Source organism: Acinetobacter sp. C15, from assembly GCF_013420645.1.
In the GTDB taxonomy this organism is placed as follows: domain Bacteria; phylum Pseudomonadota; class Gammaproteobacteria; order Pseudomonadales; family Moraxellaceae; genus Acinetobacter; species Acinetobacter indicus.
Genome location: NZ_VOXR01000002.1, coordinates 133415 through 158380 on the forward strand (window position 1 = coordinate 133415; position 24966 = coordinate 158380).

Here is a 24966-nt window from a genome sequence, read left to right on the forward strand (position 1 = left end):
ATCCTTTTACAGATAACATTAATTTTGTCAATAGTTTAATCAAATCTGAGTTATTAAATGCAAGCAACAATAACAATAGGTGATAAAACAACTCATGGTGGAGTGGTAACCGAAGTTGATAATACTTTTGTAGTTCAAGGTAAACCTGCTCATCTTCAAGGTATGAAACACTACTGCCCTAAATGCAAAACAATGGTTTCAGCTATAGCAGCTAATAGTTTGGTACTCATTAATGGTAAAGCAATGATTGTGGCCGGTGATAAAACTACCTGTGGAGCCACTTTTATTCCTGGACAAAACTTAGCTGGAAAGGCTCAAGGAGCAGGGTCAAGTTCAATTAGTAATAGTTTGGTTAGTTCAGGCTCATCTAACTTAATTAATGATAATCTTTATAGCAATTTAAATAGTCAAAAAGATAAAACTAAAATATTCTATGTTGAAAGAAACCAAACCAATGTATTCATAAGTCACAGAGCTATCATCATGCCATTTGATGAGGGAGTTCAAGGGCTTTCTGGAGCTGTTAGTTATTTTCTTAATTATGTTTTAACTGGTAGAGATCTCTTTATAAGTGTAATGATGGATCCCAATCCAATTATACATAGTGCTAAAATTTACCCCTACGGAAAAGCAACAATTAAAAGACAAGGTGAAAATTTCGGAACAACTAGACTTCAAGTAGGTTCAGGTGTTTGGGATACTGAGAAAGGAAAGATTCCATTAGGTAGTTGTACTATAAAGCTACCAGAGCCTAATATTAGCTTAGTTGAGGTTGAGCTTGAGCTAGGTTATACCGCTCGACCTAATGACAGTGTGGGATTTGTAACCCCTATCCCTCCATACAAAAAATATACGTTCACTCTAACTTCTTTTGCTAGATAAATACCCTATGAAAAAAATTCTTATTCCAGTATTAGTATCTTTTACAACACTAGGCTTAGCAACCGCATGTAACAGCTCAACTAACAATGCAGTAGAGAATTCTAAGAATACAGATATAACAGCGGAATTGAATATTGAAAGCAAAAAAGTAATAGAAGAGTACAACTCGCTTATTTTAGAATTTCAAAATTCAGATGATGAGAAAAAAACCACTCAAAAGCTTAAATCTTTAATTCCTAGACTTGAGCAAATTAATAGTGATAAAGAGCGTAATCGTATTCTGATTAATACATATTTACGCATTGGAGAAATTGATCGAGCTTATGAGTTCATAGAAGAAATTCTAAGCAAAGACAAACGACCAAATTTGAAAAATTTTCAATGCATGCTTATGGAGTCTTTGAACAAATCACCTTCTTTAATACAAGATTGTTATTTAGCAGCGGCGTCTCTTTATAAAAATAAATTAGATAAGTTAGATCCATCAGAAGCTATGTACACTAAGATATTATGGGGATATAACGTAAATATGTTGCACGCAGGTAATAGAGAATATATCAATCAACTTAAAAAAATTGTGAATGACCAAAAAAGTGAGCAAGATAAAATGATGTACGAGAGCCTATTTGAACTAGAGACAAATATTGAACAACGACAACAGCTATTAACTACTATAGCTTCAAGTATATAATTTTATCACTCTTATATAAGCACTTGATAAGTTGTATCACATAAGACGATGAAATTTAAGATTCATAAATCGCTTGGCGCGTAGAAGTTGCCACATTAAATGTTCTGCATCGGTGGCAGTGTGACGCATGGATTTGGCGAAGGCGAATAATCAGCGGGTTAAAGTGCATAAAAAAGCATCGTCAAAATGACGATGCTCTGAATGACAATCAATGCTAAAAATTACTCAAATGACCAACTAAATGCTCTGCTTTTCAGTAAAATTTTTAAGTAATCAAAATCCTTATAATCATTTAAACGCTTTTCATCTCTTAACAGTTTTGCTTGAATATCTGCTAAATCGCGTTGATATTTTTTTATCAAATCAACAGGTTTAAAACGCTGTTTGTAAAAACCAGAGCCGATCCAATCAAATGAATAAATAATATCATCTATTTCAAATTGCAATTTCTCTACTTGCTCTTCCAACAATAAATTATAAGATTTCAAATGCTCATTCGCGATTTTTGTTGCCTGTTCCTGATCACCTTGCGCTGTAAAAACACGCAATTTCAAAAGAGTAAGCAAATCTTTTTCCTCTAATGCAGCATTTGCTTGCTGTAATAATTCGGTTTTTTCAATGCGCTTTTGTTCATCTTGCTCTCGATCAGGGTGAATTAAGGCAGCAATTTTTGAATAAATGCTTTTTAGAGATTGCCCTGCCATTTTTTTCGCTTCTTCAAGCTGTGTTTGCTTCTTTAAAATTTTCTTTTTTTCCTTTTCAGCAAACTTTTGATATTCATCACGCTCATCTTCATTAAGCTGATTTTGAATAAAATTTGCTTCTTCTCGATCTAATTTATCTTTTACTTTTTCCATAAACGCGTCGAGATTATTGAGATCCAAATCAAAGTCAAGCCAAGCTACGGGTACCCCGATTTGGTCTGCTATCATTTCTTTTATGGCTTGTTTTTGCATCATTTCATCAGCATCAGCACTTTCTTCTATCAGCTCATAATGTTGAGCAATGATAAGCGTCAACTCATGTTGTTGTTCAGAAAGATTCGGATTATTAAGCAGCTGACTCGCTAAAATTGAAATTTTTTCATCTAAACGCACTAAATATGTTTTTGCGATTTTATGCGTATTTTTATATTGCCAAAGCGTCTCTAATTGAGCGAACAAAACGTGGTGCCACTGACGATATAAAGGTAATAGCTCATCTCTTGCATCCTCTTGAACTTGTTTTTGCGCTTGTTGCCAGTCCGCCAATACCATTTGTAATTGCTCAATTTTCTCAAGCAATCGATTAAACTTTTTTTGTTGTGCCGATAATTTTTCACTTGTTTGATAAATGCTTAAATCTAAATTGCTCATTCACTGACTTCAACGCTAATCTCAATTTCTGTAATATTTTAGCATAATGAATAGTATACAAACTTTTTGCTTAGTTCAAAAAAACTATATTCTTTACAAAACCCCATGCTCCAACAACATCCCTAGCCCACTCTCTTTCCCCATAAAACTCAGCCGTTGCTTCTCCGCTTTTAACTGATGCTTCATGTTCGAAACATCCGCATCAATCTGTTTATACAACTGCTCAATATTGAGTTGCCCTTTGGACTTTTGCACCGCAATTTTGGCTTTATTTGACCATACAAGCGAGTTAATCAATTCCTGCATCTGCTGTTTTAAGGACTGGCTTTGTGCTTCTAACGCCTGTTGGTAAAACTTGAATTGTTCTGTGCTTAAACCTTTGTTTGAACCGTTTTTACTTTGCTCAACTTCAAGCTGAAGTTTCAGTAAAAAGAATAAATCTTCCTGTTCGTATGCTTCATTGGCACGTTGTAAAAGCTCGGTCTTTTCCTCTTTTTTAGCTTCATCGGACTCACGATCAGGGTGAATGATGGAAGCAATCTTGAGATACACAGTTTTGAGTGATTGATTCACCATCTTTTCAGCTTGCGCTTGTTTTTCTTGCTGACGTTTTAACTTGGCTTGCTCACGTGCTTGTTGGTATTGATCATTATTCCAATCTTCAAATACATCATCGGCTTGGACTGTTTCAGTTTCAGGCTCATCAAAAGTGTCTATATTTTTATTCTTGTTTTTTTTCTTGCTGTATTCATCTGCCTGCTGATAATAGACATGCATTTTTTCCACTTCATCTAACTGCTTTTGACTCAGCAAATGTGAACCTTGTAGTAACCGCGCTAAAGTTTGGATTTTATCTTCCACCAATGCTGTATTTGATTTCGTGAAACTATAACTACTTAGACCATTCCAAAGTGTCTTCATCTGTTCATACAAAGTGCTATATAACTCACGATACGCAGGCATCAGCGCCTTTTGACTATAGGCACGAATGTCATCTTGGGCATGTTGCCATGCAAGCAATAACTGTTTCTGCTGTTCAATCTCATCAATTAAACGGTTCAGCTTCTGATGCTGTGGTAAGACTTCAAGCACCATGTTTGGCGTGGTTTTCAGCGCAAAAGGCATAGGGAAGATAAAGCAAAAGAGAAATTATACCTGATTTATGTGAAAGTATTTTTTGACTCATCTCAGTAAAACTGAAGCAAAGCAAAATCCTGAGCAAATAAGCCTTAACATTACGTGGCTTCAGATCAGGTAATTTTTTGAATTAACCAAGTCACTCAAATCATTGCTGTTCATTACGCAACTATAAACATTCAGCCGCCGCAATTCATGCATAGTATCAACAAAGACCAACAGATTATAAAAAGGACATTCACATGGATTGGGCCAGTATTTTTATTCATGACACCACCTGGGCTTTTGCTGCTGAAATTAGCGTGCGTGCCATCCTCATGTTCAGCATGATCATTATCTTTTTACGTCTGACTGGAAAACGTGGTGTGCGCCAGCTGTCAATTTTTGAACTGGCGATTATTCTATCGCTGGGTTCAATTGCCGGCGACCCGATGTTCACCGAAGATCTGCCGCTGATTCAGGCCCTGCTAATCATGAGCATCGTGATTTTCCTGTATCGTCTGGTGACCTGGTTAATGATGAAATACCAACCCTTTGAAGATCTGCTGGAAGGCAAGTCACTGTATATTGTCGAAGATGGTGAGCTGGTCTTAGAAAAGATTAAACGCGGTAAAATGTCGCATGATGAATTCTTTGCCGAAATGCGCCAGCAAGGGGTCGAACATCTGGGACAGGTACGGGTCGGTTTACTCGAAAATGATGGCAAGTTTAGCATCCTGTTTTTCTCCAATGATCAGGTGCGGTACGGTTTACCCCTGTTTCCCAAAGCCTGTCAGGAAATCACCGACGTTAAACCGCATACCCATTACGCCTGCGTATACTGTGGCTATACCGATTTTTTGCAAAGTGCCGAGCAGATCTGCCCGCGTTGTGACAGCTGTCACTGGACTGAAGCCATCAATACCCTGCGGGTAGATTAATCGCGTGATTTAAATCTCTGTGCCGGTTCATCCACCTTCGCCCAACCGTTTTATCTCAACTTTGGTCATATCTTGGTCTTTAATGGCCCAAGACTGGCACAGTTCCTGCTGTATTTTATTCATGCTTTTTGCTGCTATTTATCTAAAAAGTGGTTATTTCATAACGATTTATCATTAACAAAACGGTTAAAAATTTCGCTTGAGCAATGCTGGAAATCTCGCTTAAGATGAAGCTATGCCGTTGTGCAGAGATAATTAAAACAATCTCATTTGCTTCATTACCTGATAAATCAGTTCCAGGATTGGAATTGCCATGAATAACAGCAAATGACCAATAATCAATACAAAAGGAGTTTTGTACATGACCTCTAAACGCACCCTCACCTCCCTGTTTTGTGCCAGCGCATTCATGCTTGGCCTCAGTGCTTGTAGTGACAATAAAGCTCCAGCTGATGCCAATAGCAACACCAATGCCGCTGCCTCGAGTTCAGGCACCTTAGAGAAAATCAAAAAGTCCGGCACCATTGTGCTGGGTTATCGTGACTCATCCATTCCCTTCTCCTATATTGCCGATACGCCAAATCAGCCAGTCGGTTATGCACATGATCTGCAACTAAAAGTAGTGGAAGCGCTAAAACAGAAACTGGAGATGCCAGATCTGAAAATCCGCTACAACCTGGTCACCAGCCAGAACCGGATTCCACTGGTTTCTAACGGGACTGTCGATTTAGAGTGTGGCTCGACCACCAACAATCAGGAACGCCAGCAGCAAGTCGCTTTCTCGGTCGGTTTCTTCCAGGTGGGTTCACGTTTACTGACGGCCAAAGATTCCGGCATTCAGGATTTTGCTGACTTAAAAGGCAAAAAACTGGTCACCACCGCTGGCACCACCTCTGAACGTTATATCCGCCAGCATGAAAAAGAACTCGGTATTGGCGAAATTATTTCAGCCAAAGACCATGCCGAATCGTTCCTGATGCTACAAAGTGGCCGTGCCGCTGCCTTTATGATGGATGATATTCTGCTGGCCGGTGAAAAATCCAAAGCCACCGATCCAGACAAATGGGTAATTGTCGGCACGGCACCAATTCAGGAAATTTACGGCTGTATGCTGCGTAAAGGCGATACTGAATTTAAACAGGTGGTGGATGATGCCATTAAAGCCACCTATAGCTCGGGTGAAATCAACCAGATGTATAACAAATGGTTCCAGCAGCCAATTCCACCGAAGAACATCAACCTGAACTTTGAAATGTCCGATCAGCTGAAAGACCTGATTGCCAATCCGCACGATCGTGATCAGTAACACTCCAACATAAACCGGCTCAGGTAAACACGGATGCTTTACCTGAGTTTTTGAGGAGGACGTATGAATTATAGTTGGAACTGGGGTGTCCTGTTTCAGTCTACCGGCATTGGCGACAGTACCTATCTGCACTGGATTCTCGCCGGTCTGGGCTGGCTGCTGGTGATTGCCATTGTGGCCTGGAGTATTGCCATGCTACTGGGCAGCATTTTGGGGATTATGCGAACCCTGCCCAGCAAAACCGCCCGCACGATTGGCACCGCCTATGTCACCATTTTCCGTAATGTACCGCTGCTGATCCAGCTGTTCATCTGGTTCTATGTGGTGCCCAATTTCCTGCCAGCGCCCATCAAAAGCTGGTGGATGAATGATCTAGGCGCGCATACTTCAGCGCTGATTTCAGCCAGTATCGGGCTGGGACTGTTTACCGCGGCACGGGTCTGTGAACAGGTGCGCACCGGTATTGAAGCCCTGCCACGTGGACAGATCAATGCCGGCTATGCCATGGGTTTTAGTACCGCGCAGTTATATCGCTATGTAATTTTGCCGCAGTCATTTCGCACCATTTTGCCGCCGTTAAGCTCGGAGCTGACCAACTGCGTTAAAAACACCTCAGTCGCCTCTCTGGTCGGGGTGGCTGAAATTATCTCGCAAATGAAAACCATCAGTGAGTACACGCAAAACACCATTGAAATTTATACCATTGTCACCGTTATTTTTATTGTGATTAATATTTGCCTGATTCAGGGCATGAACCTGCTGGAAAAACGTTTACGTGTTCCCGGCCTGATTGCAGGAGAAAAATAATGGAATGGCTCACTGCATTTTTAAATGATTTACAACTGTCCGGGCCGGCGCTCTGGCATGGTTTTACCATTACCTTAAAAGTGCTGGTCATGGCGACCATTGGCGGTATTCTAATTGGCACCCTGCTGGCGTTAATGCGCCTGTCTTCTATTCGCGTACTGAATCTGTTTGCACAAGGCTATGTCAATCTGTTCCGCTCGATTCCCTTGCTGCTGGTGCTAATGTGGTTCTATTTTGCAGTACCGTTTTTCTACACCGCCCTCACCGGGAATTACCTGACCATTGATACCGCGCTGGTGTCGAGTATCGTGGCCTTTATGCTATTTGAGGCGGCCTACTTTTCTGAAATTGTCCGTGCCGGGATTCAGTCCATTCCCAAAGGTCAGACTGCGGCTGCCTATGCGCTGGGCATGACTTATGGCCAGTCGATGCGGCTGATTATTTTGCCGCAGGCCTTTCGCAAAATGACCCCGCTGCTGTTACAGCAGACCATCATCCTGTTTCAGGACTCCACCATGGTTTATGCCATTGGCCTGCTGGATTTCTTCCGTACCAATTATGTCCGCGGCGATTTAATGGCGCTGCTGACCCAATATATTCTATTTGCCGGGCTGGTGTATTTTAGCGTGAGTTTAATCGCCACCTATGCAGTGAAAAAACTACAAAGGAGGCTGACGGTATGACCGAACCCAAGATTATGATTGACCTCCAGAATGTCAGCAAATGGTATAAGGATTTTCAAGTCCTGGCCGATTGCAGCACCCAGATTCGTCAAGGGGAAGTGGTGGTAGTATGTGGACCATCGGGTTCGGGAAAATCGACCTTGATTAAAACCGTAAATGGTCTGGAGCCGTTTCAAAAAGGCCAGATTCTGGTTGATGGGATTTCAATTAGCGATCCGAAAACCAATCTGAACAAACTGCGCAGTCGCGTCGGCATGGTGTTCCAGCATTTCGAGCTGTTTCCGCATTTAAGCATTACCGAAAACCTGACCATTGCCCAGATCAAAGTACTGGGCCGCTCGGAAACTGAAGCCAAACAGAAAGGGCTGGCCTATCTGGATCGGGTTGGTTTAAGTTCGCAGGCGAACAAATTTCCGGCGCAACTCTCTGGTGGGCAGCAGCAGCGGGTTGCCATTGCCCGCGCCTTAAGTATGGACCCGATTGCCATGCTGTTTGATGAACCAACCTCGGCGCTGGACCCGGAAATGATTACCGAAGTACTGGACGTAATGGTCGAGCTGGCGCGTGAAGGCATGACCATGATGTGTGTGACCCATGAAATGGGCTTTGCCCGCCAGGTCGCCAACCGGGTGATTTTTATGGATCAGGGTAAAATTGTCGAAGACTGCACCAAAGATGAATTCTTTAATACCCAGCGCGGTGAACGTGCCCAGCAGTTCCTAGATAAAATCCTGCATTAATCCGTACAACCAAACATCCCAAATTAAGAAGCAGATCAGATGATCTGCTTTTTTTTCGTATTCGATTACTCCAGCACCAGACGCGCATTGGTCGGCTGTACCGGCCAGTTATTCGGATGTTCCATCAGCTGTGAAAAAGCCTGAATCTGCTGTCTCGAGGCCTGCTGAATCTGTTTGAAGACAATCCAGCGCACGCCTTCGGTACACGGCGGCGTGGTTAAAGAGCCGTTAAAACGATAATAATCCCGTTGCTCCGGTAAAAATGCCGCGGCTACATCCTGATGGTTTAAAATAATGGCCTCACCGGGTTGCTGCGGTAATTCCTGCCACAGCTGTCTCAGCTTCGGATTTTCCTGACCTTCCTGAAACATAATTGCCAGCACCGCCAGTTCACCCGCAGGTGTGGCATGTACCAGATGCATCTCCATCGCAAAACTTTGCCCCTGAATGGTGTTTTCACTTGGACTATGCAAATGGAACTGCTTGAGCTCAAAGACTTTCTGGTCCAGTTCCAAATGATTCCCCTGTTCAAAATTGACCTGAACCGTGCGCTGGTTATTCACAATGGTTTTAGCCTTGGCCGCATAGTTCAGTTTTAACGGCGGCAACTGTGCCGGTGTGGTCTGGGCAATATTAATGGGCGCCTGATTCATGCCCGCGCAGGCCTGATATTCCGGTTTTAACTGGCTCCATTTATCCGGCGCAGTCTGTGCCGCATAGCTCCAGTCAAAATGACTGCCCTCGGCAGCAAAAGCCATATTCATACTCAAAAGTGCAGTCGCTGCAAAAATACTCCGTTTCATTCTTCAACCTTGAAAACACATCATCAAAAGAGCCTTGATCATCCGTAACCTGCGCCGGCAGGACAAAACCAAATCTTCCAACTGCTTATTGCTTTTGTATCTGATTAAAGCGGTTTTTGAGCGTTATAATTCAGCCTGATGGCCTGATAATGACTTGTCCGGTGCATCGACTTATCAAGTTGTACTGATCAATCACGACGTTGCCGCCCAAACCCACCTTGGTTTCCAGTTCGATGATGATGCTTTTTTATAAGTCCGGTACTAACAGTTTTCTGGCTGCTGGATCAGCGACTTATAAAACTGATGACGCTTTGCTTAAATCAACCGGCAACAACATGAGGTATTGAAGAAGTAGATCAGCGATTCTGCTGGCGCTGGCCGATTTTTTAGCTCAGCTTTAGCATGGAATTTTCGCGGTCTTACTAGGTATGTTAAGTTTTCTACCGGGATGGATTGGCCTCGAATTTTAGCTGCACCAGCATGAAGCATGATTGACGTTGTGATTTAGCCAACGCCACTTGTCATTGACGAGTTGATCACAGGATTCATCACTAAAAATGGAATATCTAAACCAAACCAGCTGATGAGTATCTTGCTTATTCAAAAGTCAGTCTTTCTGATCAGGAGCGTCGATCTATGAATTGATTGAACAGGAATTCGACAGTCTGCACGTCAGCGCCTGCATCTGTCTTAAATATGTCATAAACAGCCACTACACTGCTTGTCATCGGGATCGCACACCACTCCCTGCCCATATTCAGGGTCAATTCCAAGAAAGTGCCCTCCTCACTGCATAACATCAGCACAGCCACTATTCATCCAGCAAACGGCTGTGGGTCAAGGTGGAAGGCCATTATTTTTTATAAACCAGTTACGACTCCAGCGATTCCCTCCAGGATCGCTTTTTTTCTTTTTTAAGGATTTATTTGTGCTGAAGCGCCTCATCTTTTGGCAGGCTTCTGGCCCAGACCAGAATCGGAAGCAGACACAGCAGCGCAATCCCGCTAATCATCATTAAATAGCGTGCATAACCAAGCTGATCGCCCAGTATGCCGCTGAGGCTATACAGCCCACCACTGACGGTAGCCATCAGCGCCACCTGAAAGGTAAAATCGGTACCGGCCAGCTGTTTGCGGCTATAGTGCATCACCAAAGTGAGCATCACCACCAGCAGCATCGCCGAAATACCATCTTCCAGCGCATTAATCAGATAAATCAGCCACAATGCTACCGCCTGCTGCTGTTCATACTGATAGGCCAGCCAGCTATAGGCGGCTAAAGCCAGTACTTTCAACACTGAAAACAACACTAAAGCCCGAGCACGTGACATCACCCTGAGCAATAAGCCGGCCACACCTGCACCGAGTAACGCCGCAAACGCCCCTAGCATGGTCACATAAATACCAATCTGGGAAAAACTTAAGCCCAAATCGACCATTAACGGTTTGAGTAGTGGGCCAGATAAACCATCGGCAATTTTAAAACTGAGCAGCACCCATAACCATAGTGCCAAGCTGCGGCTCTGGCGAAAATAACCCAGATACTGGCGCACAACCTGCCAGGAAAAAGGCGTGGTCTTCTGCGCTGTTTTGGCTGTATGTTGCGGTTCACGATACAGTAAAATTGGCAAGGTATTTAAAAATACCAGCAGTGCCAGTATCAGGAACGTGGCCTGCCAGTGCAGCCAGTCCAGGGCCCAGAGCATGGCGCCCCCACCAACAATAAAGCCCAGCCGTGAACCAATCACCTGAAAGGTATTGCCCCAGTGCTGCTGCTGGCCAGTTAAAATATTCACTGCCAGCCCGTCGGTGGCAATATCCTGCGTGGCTCCGACCAGATTCATCAGCAACAGTCCGACAAAAAAGCCAAACAAATACAGCGGTTCATTCAGGGCCTGAATCGGGATAAATGATAGCCCGATTAACACCACGACACTCAGCAACTGAGTCGGAATAATCCAGGAACGGTAATGGCCCTGGGCGCTCCGGCCAAAACGGTCCACCCACGGCGCCCAGAAAATTTTAATCGACCAGGGCAGCATTAACAGACCAAAACCGCCAATATGTGCCAGTGATACCCCTTGTGCCCGTAAAATCACAGGCAAGGCATGGGTCATAAAGCCTACCGGCAGACCTTGCGCCCAGTACAGGGAAAACAGCAACAGATAAAGATTCGGCATAGCAGCGGACATTCCTTTTTATTTCAGGCCAAGCGGATGACTCTAGGCAAAACTGCTCAAAAGAAAGCGTATTTTGCTCTGCTTACCCATTGAATAAAGTCGCAATATTTTGTAAAACTTGGCTGAGTTTCAGTAGGATAATACATAAAAACAATGACCAAGCAATTTCCTGTTTTACCTGATCAGGTGCCTGGCCGCGGCAGCGCCCTGAGCCGAGGCTTGTTTAAATCGCTCTTTTTGGCCCAAGGCTGGCAGCTGAAAGGCGAATTTCCCAACCTTCCCAAAGCAGTGGCGATTATTTCCCCGCATACCTCCAATATTGATGCCTGGCATGGCTTCGCTGCTCTGCTCGGACTGGGTCTGAAAGTCACCATTTTTGGCAAACATACCCTGTTTAATACACCGTTAAAACCGCTGCTGGAATGGATTGGGGTGGTACCGGTAATTCGCCATGCGCCGCAAGGCCATACCCAGCAGATTATTGAAATTATCCGGCAACGTGAACAGATCTGGGTCGGGATGGCGCCGGAAGGCACGCGCAAACAGGCCGAGCAGATTCGCAGCGGTTTTTATCATATTGCCTATGGCGCACAAATTCCGATTGTGATGTTCTCTTTTGATTATGCGCATAAGACCATTCATATTCTTGGTGTGTTTTATCCGACCGGGCATTATGAACAGGATTTAGACGCGATTTATCAGCATTATGAAGGCAAGTTTTCTGCCAAAAATCCGCACTGGCTGGCCAAGCCGTTACAAAAACGCTGGCCCAAAGACTAGCCAAAACCGTATTTTTTTGCTGAGATGTGCGCATATTTTGTTGAATTAATCTCCTATCGAATCATGAAATTACTGCAATTTTCGACCGCTGGCCTATTGCTACTGGCACTATCCGGCTGTGATCGGGCGGTACAAACGCCAGTGACTCCGACGCCCATTCAGGCGCGTGAACCGGTGGTGGCCATTGCCTTAGGCGGCGGCGGTGCCAAAGGTTTTGCCCATATTGGCGTACTGAAAGTTTTAGAATCACACGGCATTAAACCGAAAATTGTGACCGGCACCAGTGCCGGCAGTTTTGTCGGCAGTCTTTACGCCAGTGGTAAATCACCGTATCAGTTACAGCAACTGGCCCTGAACTTTAAAGAATCTGATATTCGCGATTTAACTCTGAACCGTCAGGGCTTTGTGCTGGGCCAGAAACTGCAGGACTATGTCAATCAGCAGGTCGGTAACAAAGCCATTCAGCAGTTCCCGATTCGTTTTGCTGCGGTCGCCACCCGTCTGGACAATGGCCGTAAAGCCGAGTTTATTAAAGGCAATGCCGGTCAGGCGGTACGTGCCTCCTGCAGTATTCCAAATGTGTTTGTCCCCGCAACTATTGGCGGCACCAAATATGTCGATGGCGGTCTGGTCAGCCCGATTCCGGTCAAAACTGCCAAAGATATGGGCGCTGATCTGGTCATTGCTGTAGATATTTCCGCGCGTCCGACCGGCAATACGCCCATGAATATGTGGGGCCTGCTCGATCAGACCATCAACATTATGGGCCAGCAGAGTATTCATGAAGAGCTACGTCAGGCCAATGTGGTGATTCAGCCTAAAGTTGGTCATATTGGCACACTGGATTTAAAAGCCAGCAACCAGACCATTTTAGAAGGTGAAAAAGCTGCCCAGCTGAAAATCCGCGCCATTGAAAAAGCCATCAGCGATTTTAAAAAATCTCCGGCCGCTTTGGCACCACCACCCAAAGCCAAATTTTAACATCGGGGATTTTTTCATATCCAAGTCGGTTGTCATCTGCTACATTGAACAGCATACAGATTGATCTATATCAATGATTCTTTTTACAATCATTCGCGACGAGTCGATGTATGGAATTTGTTCTTGAACCTTGGCACTGGTTTGTTTTAGGCATTTTGCTGATTCTTTCCGAGCTGCTGCTGCCGGCTTTTGCTGCGCTCTGGTTTGGCGTGGGCGCGCTGATGGTGGGCGTTTTATATCTGCTGTTCCCGATGATGGGCACCACCACGCAGCTGGTGATGTGGATCATTTTATCGGTGCTGTGTACCCTGCTCTGGTTTAAATTTATTAAACCACTGTCGATTGATAAAACCAAAGCCGGCCTGTCACGGGAAGCCACCATCGGCCAGATTGGTATGGTCATCCAGACCAATCTGGAGCATGACGAAGTGAAAGTCCGTTTTCCGATGCCGGTGCTCGGTTCTGATGAATGGAACTGCCGCACTCTAAGTCCGGTGCAGGTCGGTGATCGTGTGCGTGTGGTCGATATTCTTGGCAATGATCTGGTTGTGCAGTTGCATAGCCTGCAGAATGACAACGAAAAACAGTGAGTAATATAAAATGAATGCTGGCTCCATTATTGTTTTAGCCCTGCTGGCCTTTGTGGCCATCACCATTTTTAAAGGGGTGCGTATTGTTCCACAAGGCTATAAATGGATTGTGCAACGTTTGGGTAAATACCACACCACCCTAAGTCCGGGTCTGAACTTCGTAATTCCCTATGTCGATGAAGTGGCCTATAAAGTCACCACCAAAGACATTGTGCTGGACATTCCGTCTCAGGAAGTCATCAGCCGCGATAACGCCGTCCTGCTGATGAACGCGGTGGCCTACATTAACCTGACCACGCCAGAAAAAGCGGTGTACGGGATTGAAAACTATTCTTGGGCCATTCAGAACCTGGTACAAACCTCGTTGCGTTCTATTGTGGGTGAAATGGATCTGGATGATGCGCTGTCCTCACGTGACCATATTAAGGCACGTTTAAAAGCCTCGATTTCAGATGATATTGCGGACTGGGGTATTACCCTTAAAACCGTTGAAATTCAAGATATTAAACCATCCAACACAATGCAGTCAGCAATGGAAGAACAGGCGGCAGCAGAACGTCAGCGTCGTGCCACCGTAACCAAAGCCGATGGTGAAAAACAGGCAGCCATTCTGGAAGCCGAAGGCCGTCTTGAAGCTTCACGCCGTGATGCCGAAGCACAAGTGGTACTGGCCGAAGCTTCGCAACGTGCCATTGAAATGGTCACGACAGCAGTCGGCGATAAAGAAATTCCGGTGGCCTATCTGCTTGGTGAACAATATGTAAAAGCCATGCAGGATATGTCGAAATCGCCAAATGCCAAGACCGTGGTATTACCGGCCGATATTCTGAATACCATTCGTGGGGTCATGGGCCGACAAAACTAAGCGCCTTTTTAGCCAAAAATAGACAGCCTGGATGCTGTCTATTTTTATTGCCTGAAAGAAAAATCAGTATTTCATGCAAAATTATGGTTAAATTTCGCCTTCATTTTTTAATCTTTCAGGACTTGTGAGTATCCATCAAGAATTTGCATGGAACGCATTGAGGCCATAAGTCCTTTACTGTCCAACATACTATATGGATACCGTATGAGCTCCCTAAATCCGACCTTAATCACCTTTCTGTTTTATATTGTCGCCATGATCGCGATTGGTCTGATGGCCTATCGCGCAACCACCAACTTTTCAGACTATATTCTGGGTGGCCGCCGTTTAGGCAGCTTTGTCACGGCCCTGTCTGCTGGCGCATCGGATATGAGTGGCTGGTTATTAATGGGTTTACCGGGAGCAATTTATCTGTCCGGTTTATCTGAGGTGTGGATTGCCATTGGTCTGATTATTGGTGCCTGGCTAAACTGGTTACTGGTCGCAGGCCGCTTACGGGTACATACCGAAGTGCAGCACAATGCCCTGACCTTACCGGATTATTTCTCCAATCGCTTTAATGACCAGAAAAAAGTGCTGCGTATTGTATCGGCCTTTGTGATTCTGATTTTCTTTGCGATTTACTGTGCCTCTGGCATGGTGGCCGGTGCGCGCTTGTTCGAAAGTATGTTTGAAATGTCGTATAGCACGGCCTTATGGATCAGTGCCATTGCCACCATCAGCTATGTTTTTATTGGCGGCTTCTTGGCGGTGTCCTGGACAGACACCATTCAGGCTGGCCTGATGATCTTTGCCTTAATCCTGACGCCTATTGTCACCCTGCTGACCTTTTCTGATTTATCTCAAGTGACGCTGGCACTGGAAGCTGCGCGTCCGCAAGCCATGAATCTGGTCGGTGATTTAAGTATTGTTGCGATTATCTCGTTACTGGCCTGGGGCCTGGGTTATTTCGGTCAGCCGCACATTCTGGTGCGCTTCATGGCGGCAGATTCGGTGAAGTCGATTCCGAATGCACGCCGCATTGGCATGACCTGGATGATCCTGTGTTTAGGTGGTGCGGTGGCGGCCGGTTTCTTTGGTATTGCCTACTTCCAGCAACATCCGGAACTGGCCGGGGTGGTGAATGCCAACCCTGAAACCGTGTTTATGGAACTGACCAAAATCCTGTTTAACCCGTGGGTGGCTGGTATTGTCTTGGCGGCAATTCTGGCTGCGGTGATGAGTACCCTAAGCTGTCAGCTGCTGGTGTGTTCAAGTACCCTGACTGAAGACTTCTATAAATCATTCCTGCGTAAATCTGCCTCACAAAAAGAGCTGGTCTGGGTTGGCCGTTTAATGGTGTTACTGATTGCCCTGCTGGCAATCTGGATGGCCGGTAATCCGGAATCGAAAGTTCTTGGCCTGGTGGCTTATGCCTGGGCAGGTTTTGGTGCCGCCTTTGGTCCACTGATTATTTTGTCTTTATTCTGGAAACGCATGACTTTAAATGGCGCGCTAGCCGGCATGATCGTGGGTGCGGTGATGGTGATTCTCTGGAAAAATGTCTGGGGCGATACCGGTATCTATGAAATTATTCCGGGCTTTGTCTGCTCGTTTATTGCCATTATTGTGGTGAGCTTGCTGGGCAAAGCGCCAAGCAGCAGCATTACTGAGCGTTTTGATGAAGCAGACCGCTTGTACAAACAACAGACTCAATAATTGCTCCATGCAAAAACAAAATAGCCAGTGACATCACTGGCTATTTTTTTAGCAACTTAATTGATCAATTCAAAGACTGGACAGTAAGAGAGTACGCGGACCATTTTGGATGGTGACAATGGCTGACAATCTCTGACCCAACTCTCCCACCAAAGAACAGCAAACGCCCCTTGCTGCTGTTCTTTAGCTGAATCTTTGAAGCAGCGTTTAAGATTCCAGCCCTTCTTTATTACCCTGCTTTTTACGCGACTTGCTAAAGCGCTGCGCCGGCCAGGACATAATAAAACGTGCACCGCCCAAAGTGGTGCTCTGATCCACCTCAATCTTGCCGCCAAACCAGTAGGCAATCCGGCTGACAATCGACAGGCCGAGACCATACCCCCCAGAGGCACGGGTACGGCTATCATCTAAACGGGCAAAGGCTTCAAATACGCGGCTCCGGTCTTCTTCTGGAATGCCCGGCCCATCATCTTCCACACAGACATAAGCCACGCCTTGTGCAGTCACGCCACCGCTGACCAGTACCTTGTGGTCACAATAACGCACCGCATTCCCGACCAAGTTCTGCACCACGCGGTGTAAATAACGGCGCTCGGCATCGACTTCCAGACTGGTCGACATGGTTTGCAGCTGGATGTCCTTACCGGTTTTCAGCGCATTAGTTTCATTGACCACCTGATCCAGCACATCAAACAGCACCACTTTTTCAATTTCTAACGATGGCATGCCCTGCTCCAGTTTGGCATAGGTCATGATCTCGTCAATCAGGGTATTCAGCGCTTCAATGTCTTTATCAATCATGTCCAGCTGCTGAATCCGGTATTCATAATCATCTTCTTCGGCCAGCATTTCCATCCCGAAACGAATCCGCGCCACCGGGGTACGCAGTTCATGCGATACCGCGCGCATCAGCTCGCGCTGGGCTTCAATCAGACGCTGGATATGATCGGACATGCTGTTATAGCTGGAGGCCAGACTAGCCATTTCATCTGAACCGTCAATGGGTAAACGCAGGTTTAAATCGCCGGTTTTCATACGGTTCAAGGCGAAATTTACTTCACGGATTTTGCGCTGCATCGGCAGAATCAGACCATAAATGCCCAGACTCAGAATAAACAGACTCAGCAAGGTAATCCCGGCCGCCAGCTGGAATGGCATCCAGTTAAACAGCGGTACCGGACCAAGTACCAGCACCTCGGACGGTGAGTTCGGCATTGGCGAAATAATGGAGATGGTGGTGCCACGTACGCTGGCATTATCCCGATACAGGATAATGCTGTGGTCCAGCCTTAAACGGCCAATTTGCTCGGAGTCGAGCGGTAAATCGGCAATGTTCTGAATGTCGATAGGATAAGAGAACTGATCCTGGATACGGGCCAGATATTCTTTTTCCTGTCCCGGGAAATAGACCAGATAATCCAGAATAAAGATCGGCAATGCCTTCATTTGCCGTTCGGTAATTTCATCGGCCTTGATATACAGATAATGTTCCGGGTCATTTTTCAGGCCCATAATAATATAGGCTGTGGTCGTTTCTGCATCGTAACGTACCGCAGCCTTGCGCTCTTTAATCCGTTTCAGTTCGGCCCGTGACAGCTCGACCTTATCGGCAGCAATATAATAGATAGGCAGTTCCAGCAAATCTGAGGCATCTGAAATCCAGTCCTGCTTTTGCTGCTCATTGGGTTGTCGCGCCACCCCTTCACTAATGATATAAGCCATACCATCGGTCAGGGATTCACGATATTCTTGCGCGCGCTGATAGTTAATGATCTGAACCAGCAGATAGCCAAACACGGCCACCAATGCCACCAGAATCACCAATCCTGCATAAATCCGCAAGAATATGCTGTGTTTGAACACGAAAAACCGTCCTATATCAGATACGCGCGACGATTATATACCATTCGTTTCTTTGACAAATAAGTATCCTTTGCTGCGTACAGTTTTAATACGCTTTGGATTTTCCGGGTCATCGCCAATTTTTGGACGGATGCGCGAAATACGTACGTCAATTGAACGGTCCTGACCGTCATATTCAATCCCGCGCAGGCGCTCGAAAATATCTTCACGCGACAGGATACGGCCAGCATTCGAAGCCAGTAACCAGAGCAGGTCATATTCTGCGCTGGTGAAATCGACCAGTTCACCATTCAAGGTTACTGAGCGGCCACCATTGTCGATGACCAGGTCATCAAATTCGATACGCTGTGCCACTTCATCTTCAGGGGCTTTGTCAGTACGGCGCAGCAAGGCACGAATACGCGCCAGCAGAACACGTGGCTGAACCGGCTTGGCGACATAGTCATCTGCACCCATTTCCAGACCCAGAACCTGGTCCATATCTTCGGTACGTGCAGTGAGCATCAGAATCGGTTGATGATAATGTGGACGAACCTCGCGGCAAATGGTCAAACCGTCTGCACCCGGCAGCATTACATCCAGCACCACTAAATCTGGCTGCTCCGCGATAATACGGCGGATGGCACGGTTACCATCTGGCTCGACACCCACTTCCAGTCCGTTACGGATCAGGTATTCCTGGGTTAAACGTGCCAGACGCTCATCATCTTCAACAATTAAAATTTTTGGTAACTTTTCTTCTTGGCTCATGAACTGCCCCTTTATTTGATTAAACGTATTCTATCCTTTTAAAATCCGGGAGATACGTCGAAATATATTCTGCAATATACACACGTTTACATTGTAAACAAGATGCTATTCACTAAACTGATACATCAAAGTAGCTTTTTGTTATATTTTTATTAATTATTGAATTCCTTATACTTTTCTCTTTTTAACTGAATTCCATGAATTCAACAACATAAATCTTTTTAAAATGTACAATTTTTTTGCAGCTTTTGGCCATTGATCAGAATGTGACTGACTGTTCAAAGAGATTTTTAGTTATCCACAAGTTTATCTATAAGCAGATTATACCGGCTTTGTTATGCTATGCCCTTGTCCGATAAGGCTTATAGCCGAATGGACAAATCGGGGATTTTTTTGCAAAAGATTTTATCCAAAAAACGCCAAAAATTTTAAAGAAAAGTCAATATTGATCTACCCTAAAATTTCCCGTATCTTGTGTTCAATTCAATTTTAAACCACTAAGTCTTGTGTTTATTCCTCAAACACTGTGGCCTATTTTTTGCCCGGTTCAATGGTCTATAAACATAACAATAGATGACAATGGAGCTATGCTGACATGAGCGTAATCACATCCACACCCGGTCAACTTCAGGTGATTAAACGCACCGGTGAAGTGGCCCCTTTCGATGCAGAAAAAATCTCTGTAGCGATTGGTAAAGCTTTCCTGGCGGTTGAAGGTCAGCAAAGCGCCGATTCCAGCCGTATTCATGACCGTATCGAACAACTGACTGAAATGGTTCTGAACACGTTTAAGCGTCGTTTACCATCAGGCGGCACCATTCACATTGAAGAAATTCAGGACCAGGTTGAACTTGCGCTTATGCGTACTGGCGAACAGAAAGTTGCTCGTGCTTATGTCATCTATCGCGAACAACGTTCTGAAGCACGTAAGCAGATGGGTGCCAACCATCATCCGACCTTACAGATCACTGACAGCCAGGGCCAGTTAAAGCCACTGGATTTAAGTGCATTGACAGCAACCGTCACCACTGCAGCTGAAGGTCTTGAAGGCATTGATGTTCAGGCCATTGTCGATGAAACCGTGAAAAACCTGTACAACGGCGTAAAAGAGTCAGACATCTCAACCACCATGATGATGGCGACGCGTACCCGTATTGAACAGGAACCAAACTATACTTACGTTACTGCGCGCCTGCTGTGTAATGACTTAGTGGCAACAGGCCTGGAGTTCCTGGGTCTACCAGTAGAAACCCCTGAAGGCGAAGCTCTGGAAACCTTCCTGAAAAAAGGTATCGAGCTGGAGCTGCTGTCAGAAGACCTGCTGAACTTTGATCTGGCAAAACTGGCCGCTGCCATTCAGCCAGAACGTTCTAACCAGTTTACGTATCTTGGTTTACAGACGTTATTCGACCGTTACTTCATCCATAAAGATGGTATCCGTTTCGAATTGCCGCAATTGTTCTTCATGCGCGTTTCTATGGGTCTGGCGCTGAACGAAGACAACAAAGAAGAACGTGCAATTGAGTTCTATAACTTGTTGTCGAGCTTCGACTACATGGCTTCTACGCCGACCCTGTTTAACTCAGGTACGCTACGTCCTCAGTTATCTAGCTGTTACCTCACTACCATTGGTGATGACCTGTACGATATTTATGGCGCAATGCGTGACAATGCGATGCTGTCTAAATGGGCAGGCGGTTTAGGTAATGACTGGACTCCAGTTCGTGCCCTGAACTCTTACATCAAAGGGACCAACGGTAAATCACAAGGTGTGGTACCGTTCCTGAAAGTCGCAAACGATACTGCGGTTGCGGTGAACCAGGGTGGTAAGCGTAAAGGTGCGGTGTGTGCCTACCTTGAAACCTGGCACTTAGACATTGAAGAATTCCTGGAACTGCGTAAGAACACCGGTGATGACCGTCGTCGTACCCATGACATGAACACAGCCAACTGGGTTCCTGACTTATTCATGCAACGTGTGTTTGAAGATGCAGAATGGACCCTGTTCACGCCATCTGAAACACCAGACCTGCATGATCTGACTGGTCAGGCCTTCACTGAACGCTATACGCATTACGAAGCGGTAGCGAAAGAACAGAACCTGCTGCACAAGAAAGTACGTGCCAAAGACTTATGGCGCAAAATGCTGTCGATGCTGTTCGAAACCGGCCATCCTTGGATCACATTCAAAGACGTATGTAACCTGCGTTCACCACAACAACACGTAGGCGTGGTGCATTCATCTAACTTGTGTACAGAAATTACCCTGAACACCAGCAAAGATGAAATCGCGGTCTGTAACCTAGGCTCAATTAACCTGGTACAGCACGTTCAAGGCGGCAAACTGGATCATGAAAAACTGGCACGTACCATCAAAACTGCGGTACGTATGCTCGACAACGTGATCGACATCAACTACTACGCGGTACCACAGGCGAAAAACTCGAACCTGCGTCACCGTCCGGTGGGTATGGGGATCATGGGCTTCCAGGATGCACTGTACGAAATGGGTATTGCTTACGGTTCTGATGCAGCAGTTGATTTTGCTGATGAATCAATGGAGGTGATTTCTTACTACGCAATTCAAACTTCAAGTGATCTGGCGGTTGAGCGTGGTACCTATGAAACCTTCAAAGGTTCATTATGGGATCAGGGTATTTTACCAATCGACTCTTTAGAGCTGGTGGCGAAAACCCGTCCTGAGCGCATGTTTGAAGTTGATCGTACCCAACGTCTGGACTGGGACACTTTACGTGCCAAAGTTCAAAAAGACGGTATGCGTAACTCGAACGTGATGGCCATTGCACCAACAGCAACTATTTCTAACATCTGTGGCGTGTCTCAATCGATTGAGCCAACCTTCCAGAACCTGTATGTGAAATCGAACCTGTCTGGTGAGTTCACTGTGATCAACCCTTACCTGGTACGTGCATTGAAAGAACGCGGCCTATGGGATGCGGTAATGGTCAACGACCTGAAACATTTCGAAGGTTCTGTTCAGAAGATTTCTCGTATTCCTGAAGAATTAAAAGCGATCTTTGCGACTGCGTTTGAAGTTGAGCCACGCTGGATCGTAGATGCTGCTTCTCGTCGTCAAAAATGGATCGACCAAGCGCAGTCTCTGAACCTTTACATCTCTGGTGCAAATGGTAAGAAACTGGACATCACCTATAAGATGGCTTGGTTACGTGGTCTGAAAACGACGTATTATCTGCGTGCTTTGGGTGCAACATCGGCTGAGAAATCAACCATTAATACTGGTGCATTGAATGCAGTTAAACCTGCAACCGTTGCGGCTCCTGTAGTTGCAGCGCCAGTGGTTGAAGAGAAAAAACCTGAAGCGCCTGTAGAGGAAGAAGGTTTCACTCAAGCAGCACCAGTGCCACAAGCATGTTCAATTGATAATCCTGATTGTGAAGCTTGCCAGTAAGCCTCGCTTGATAAAAATCCCCCTAAATCCCCCTTTTCCAAAGGGGGACTTCCCAAAATCAGATTCGATATGCGGGAAGGCCTTTCTTTATTAAAGGAGGGGTGTGGGGAGGATTGCAAAGTATTTGAAAATAACACAGGAAAAGACCATGCCTCATATGACTCATAACTATATGTTAGGACTCGCGGTTCTGGTCTTTTCCTTTATTTTCTTTTACACGCCGATGGTCTATGCCTTTTTGGCCATTCGCAAACAGAAGCGAAAGCAAAATAAGTCTTGAGGATCGTGTTCTACGTACATTTTTAGAACAAGCATCGGCAAAACTTAATTTTGCTTTCACAAATTAAGCGTATAGTAAGACATCTCCCCTTCGTCGTGAGATGTCCAATAAAAGATATAAAGCAACGAAGAGAGAATTGATATGTCTATCCTAAGTTGGGACGATTTCGAAGATGATTCGCAAAAACCGGCTGCTCCTGAACACCAGCCTACGCCCGTCGAACCGCAAAAAGCGGCTAATCCGCAAGTGGTACCTGCTGCAGAGCAACCACAGACGCATGTGGCAGCTGCACAACCCGCTGCAACCCCTCGAAGCGGATCAGCAAATTCAACCGATTCGCTGGCAAGAGCATCTGCTTCCCTAGAACAGCTTGACGTGGCGCCTGGCCTGGAAGAGCTGGAAATGGGTGCAGGACGTGTACAGGTTGATGACAAACGTATGATCAACTGCCGCGCTGACTTAAACCAGCTGGTGCCGTTCAAATACGAATGGGCTTGGCAAAAATATCTGGATGGTTGTGCCAACCACTGGATGCCACAAGAAATCAACATGAACCACGACATTGCGTTGTGGAAGTCTGAAAATGGCTTGACTGAAGATGAACGTACCATCGTGATGCGTTCACTGGGCTTCTTCTCGACTGCTGACTCACTGGTGGCCAATAACCTGGTTCTGGCGATCTACCGTCACATCACTAACCCGGAATGCCGTCAGTACATCTTGCGTCAATCATTTGAAGAAGCGATTCACACGCATGCTTATCAGTACTGTATCGAATCTTTAGGCATGGATGAAGGTGAAGTCTTCAATATGTACCGTGAAGTACCATCAGTCGCACGTAAAGCAGCTTGGGGCCTGAAATACACCCAATCTTTAAGCGACCCAACCTTCAAAACCGGTACGCCTGAAAACGACCAGATTTTGCTGCGTAACCTGATTGCATTCTACTGTGTACTTGAAGGTATTTTCTTCTACTGTGGTTTCACACAAATCCTGTCAATGGGCCGTCGTAACAAGATGAATGGTGTGGCGGAACAGTTCCAGTACATCCTGCGTGATGAATCAATGCACTTGAACTTCGGTATTGATATGATCAACCAGATCAAGATCGAGAACCCACATCTGTGGACTGCTGAATTCCAGCAAGAAGTGATTCAAATGATTCTTGAAGGCACCATGCTTGAGATTGAATATGCACGTGATACTATGCCACGTGGCGTATTGGGCATGAACGCTGGCATGATGGAAGAATATCTGAAGTTCATCTGTAACCGCCGTTTAAGCCAGTTGGGCTTACCTGAGCAGTTTAGCGGTGTGACCAACCCGTTTGCCTGGATGTCTGAGATGATGGACCTGCGTAAAGAGAAGAATTTCTTCGAGACGCGTGTGACGGATTATCAGACGGGCGGCGCGTTGAGCTGGTAAGCGAAAGATTTCGTCACGCGACACATAAGTTGTCATTTGCGACACATAAAATGTCATTGCGCGACACATAAGTTGTCATTGATCAAAAAACCGCCATAAATTGGCGGTTTTTTAAAATATACGATCTAGTCTTTAATTAAATATTTATATTACACATAAATGTTAAAACAATGAAAAGGCTAAAATACTTGCAAAATTAAATATGTATTAGGGACGAGACTATTTAAATGTCAAAAGAAAAGCGCCAAAAAATTTGGAATGAATTAAAAATAACTTTTGCAAAAATTAAAGAAATTCATTCAGCTCCTCAAATAACATCAACAAATCAATATTTATCTTTAACACCAATTACTAGCGCAGATCAAGATAACGCGTATTCCGATATGCTGAAATTCGCATTATCACAGAATAAAACGAACAATATTGCTATAACTGGGCCATATGGTTCAGGTAAGAGTAGTGTTTTACAAACTTTTCAAAAAAAGCATCCACAATGGAAATACTTAAATATATCGTTAGCAACATTTAAAGATGAATGGCTTTGTTGCACAAACCTATCTGTAAAGGCTTTTTCAGCGATATAATTTTCAAATGAAGAAGCCTACACACAAAATCTACCGCACAACCAATTGGCCCGCATATAACCGAGCACTCATGAGTCGCGGAAATATTGTCATTTGGTTTGATCCTGCTACGCAATGGTATGCTCCATCAAAAGGCAAACAAGGGCGAAATCAAACCTACTCCGACGCAGCTATCCAATGCTGCTTAATGATTAAATCCTTATTCCGTCTATCTTTA

23 protein-coding genes and 1 pseudogene are annotated in these 24966 nt (G+C 45.1%); 17 read left to right on the forward strand and 7 right to left on the reverse strand.

Features of this window, described 5'->3' with window-relative positions; translation table 11 throughout:
* The first annotated feature begins 57 nt into the window (after positions 1-57).
* Positions 58-882 carry a PAAR domain-containing protein gene (locus FTT63_RS01585; RefSeq protein WP_127799662.1) on the forward strand — a complete coding sequence of 275 codons (825 nt, stop codon included), beginning with the start codon at positions 58-60 and terminating at the stop codon, positions 880-882.
* A gap of 7 nt (positions 883-889) precedes the next feature.
* Entirely contained in the window at positions 890-1573 is a 684-nt protein-coding gene (locus FTT63_RS01590) for a hypothetical protein (RefSeq protein WP_127799664.1), read from the forward strand.
* A 45-nt stretch (positions 1574-1618) separates the two neighbouring features.
* Here FTT63_RS01590 and FTT63_RS01595 read toward each other — a convergent pair.
* The 3 genes and pseudogenes from FTT63_RS01595 to FTT63_RS01605 all read right to left on the reverse strand — a co-directional run.
* Positions 1619-1723: pseudogene (locus FTT63_RS01595) on the reverse strand (DUF559 domain-containing protein); the annotation flags it as partial.
* A 71-nt stretch (positions 1724-1794) separates the two neighbouring features.
* Complete coding sequence (locus FTT63_RS01600) at positions 1795-2928, reverse strand: molecular chaperone DnaJ (protein WP_168396346.1); 1134 nt, start codon at positions 2926-2928, stop codon at positions 1795-1797.
* A 93-nt stretch (positions 2929-3021) separates the two neighbouring features.
* A complete protein-coding gene (locus FTT63_RS01605) occupies positions 3022-4053 on the reverse strand; it encodes a molecular chaperone DnaJ (protein WP_168396347.1) in 1032 nt (343 codons plus the stop codon).
* Between the two features lie 254 nt (positions 4054-4307).
* Here FTT63_RS01605 and FTT63_RS01610 point away from each other — a divergent pair, with 254 nt between their 5' ends.
* The 5 genes from FTT63_RS01610 to FTT63_RS01630 all read left to right on the forward strand — a co-directional run bounded on the left by FTT63_RS01610 (position 4308) and on the right by FTT63_RS01630 (position 8521).
* Positions 4308-4985 (forward strand): DUF421 domain-containing protein, encoded by a 678-nt coding sequence (locus tag FTT63_RS01610; RefSeq protein ID WP_005176055.1) that lies wholly within the window; start codon positions 4308-4310, stop codon positions 4983-4985.
* Between the two features lie 361 nt (positions 4986-5346).
* Complete coding sequence (locus FTT63_RS01615) at positions 5347-6291, forward strand: transporter substrate-binding domain-containing protein (RefSeq protein WP_016659882.1); 945 nt, start codon at positions 5347-5349, stop codon at positions 6289-6291.
* A gap of 63 nt (positions 6292-6354) precedes the next feature.
* Complete coding sequence (locus FTT63_RS01620; RefSeq protein WP_005176049.1) at positions 6355-7098, forward strand: amino acid ABC transporter permease; 744 nt, start codon at positions 6355-6357, stop codon at positions 7096-7098.
* Positions 7098-7781: an ABC transporter permease subunit gene (locus FTT63_RS01625; protein WP_005176046.1), complete on the forward strand. Its 684-nt coding sequence runs from the start codon at positions 7098-7100 to the stop codon at positions 7779-7781. The genes FTT63_RS01620 and FTT63_RS01625 overlap by 1 nt, the downstream gene beginning before the upstream one ends.
* Positions 7782-7795: 14 nt before the next feature.
* Entirely contained in the window at positions 7796-8521 is a 726-nt protein-coding gene (locus FTT63_RS01630; RefSeq protein ID WP_171457064.1) for an amino acid ABC transporter ATP-binding protein, read from the forward strand.
* 65 nt (positions 8522-8586) lie between these two features.
* On the opposite strand, the gene FTT63_RS01635 is transcribed toward FTT63_RS01630, so the two are convergent.
* Positions 8587-9324 (reverse strand): carbonic anhydrase, encoded by a 738-nt coding sequence (locus tag FTT63_RS01635; protein ID WP_180191914.1) that lies wholly within the window; start codon positions 9322-9324, stop codon positions 8587-8589.
* Positions 9325-10246: 922 nt separating this feature from the next.
* A complete protein-coding gene (locus FTT63_RS01640) occupies positions 10247-11503 on the reverse strand; it encodes an MFS transporter (RefSeq protein WP_168396348.1) in 1257 nt (418 codons plus the stop codon).
* A gap of 153 nt (positions 11504-11656) precedes the next feature.
* Between FTT63_RS01640 and FTT63_RS01645 the strand changes: the two genes are divergently transcribed.
* From FTT63_RS01645 to putP, 5 genes are all read left to right on the forward strand, one after another.
* Positions 11657-12283 carry a lysophospholipid acyltransferase family protein gene (locus FTT63_RS01645; protein WP_163146071.1) on the forward strand — a complete coding sequence of 209 codons (627 nt, stop codon included), beginning with the start codon at positions 11657-11659 and terminating at the stop codon, positions 12281-12283.
* A gap of 63 nt (positions 12284-12346) precedes the next feature.
* Entirely contained in the window at positions 12347-13264 is a 918-nt protein-coding gene (locus FTT63_RS01650) for a patatin-like phospholipase family protein (protein WP_168396349.1), read from the forward strand.
* Between the two features lie 110 nt (positions 13265-13374).
* A complete protein-coding gene (locus tag FTT63_RS01655; RefSeq protein ID WP_005176030.1) occupies positions 13375-13854 on the forward strand; it encodes an NfeD family protein in 480 nt (159 codons plus the stop codon).
* 10 nt (positions 13855-13864) lie between these two features.
* Positions 13865-14719, forward strand: coding sequence for an SPFH domain-containing protein (locus FTT63_RS01660; protein WP_005176027.1), 855 nt, complete (start codon positions 13865-13867; stop codon positions 14717-14719).
* A 204-nt stretch (positions 14720-14923) separates the two neighbouring features.
* On the forward strand, positions 14924-16417 hold the full coding sequence (gene putP / locus FTT63_RS01665) for a sodium/proline symporter PutP (protein WP_075167564.1): 1494 nt from the start codon (positions 14924-14926) through the stop codon (positions 16415-16417).
* A gap of 207 nt (positions 16418-16624) precedes the next feature.
* On the opposite strand, the gene bfmS is transcribed toward putP, so the two are convergent.
* The gene (gene bfmS, locus FTT63_RS01670; protein WP_163146073.1) at positions 16625-18280 is read right to left on the reverse strand and encodes a sensor histidine kinase BfmS; all 1656 of its coding nucleotides are present in this window, start codon (positions 18278-18280) and stop codon (positions 16625-16627) included.
* Between the two features lie 33 nt (positions 18281-18313).
* Positions 18314-19030 (reverse strand): response regulator transcription factor BfmR, encoded by a 717-nt coding sequence (bfmR, locus tag FTT63_RS01675; protein ID WP_005176018.1) that lies wholly within the window; start codon positions 19028-19030, stop codon positions 18314-18316.
* Positions 19031-19625: 595 nt separating this feature from the next.
* On the opposite strand from bfmR, the gene FTT63_RS01680 reads away from it, so the two are divergent.
* From FTT63_RS01680 to FTT63_RS01695, 5 genes are all read left to right on the forward strand, one after another.
* Positions 19626-22460: a ribonucleoside-diphosphate reductase subunit alpha gene (locus FTT63_RS01680; protein ID WP_016659875.1), complete on the forward strand. Its 2835-nt coding sequence runs from the start codon at positions 19626-19628 to the stop codon at positions 22458-22460.
* A 148-nt stretch (positions 22461-22608) separates the two neighbouring features.
* Positions 22609-22740 (forward strand): preprotein translocase subunit YajC, encoded by a 132-nt coding sequence (locus FTT63_RS15685; protein ID WP_081407111.1) that lies wholly within the window; start codon positions 22609-22611, stop codon positions 22738-22740.
* Between the two features lie 141 nt (positions 22741-22881).
* Positions 22882-24165: a ribonucleotide-diphosphate reductase subunit beta gene (locus FTT63_RS01685; RefSeq protein ID WP_005175999.1), complete on the forward strand. Its 1284-nt coding sequence runs from the start codon at positions 22882-22884 to the stop codon at positions 24163-24165.
* 227 nt (positions 24166-24392) lie between these two features.
* Positions 24393-24749: a hypothetical protein gene (locus tag FTT63_RS01690; RefSeq protein ID WP_257233217.1), complete on the forward strand. Its 357-nt coding sequence runs from the start codon at positions 24393-24395 to the stop codon at positions 24747-24749.
* A gap of 7 nt (positions 24750-24756) precedes the next feature.
* A partial coding sequence (locus tag FTT63_RS01695; RefSeq protein WP_180191915.1) for a transposase occupies positions 24757-24966 on the forward strand: 210 nt, incomplete at its 3' end.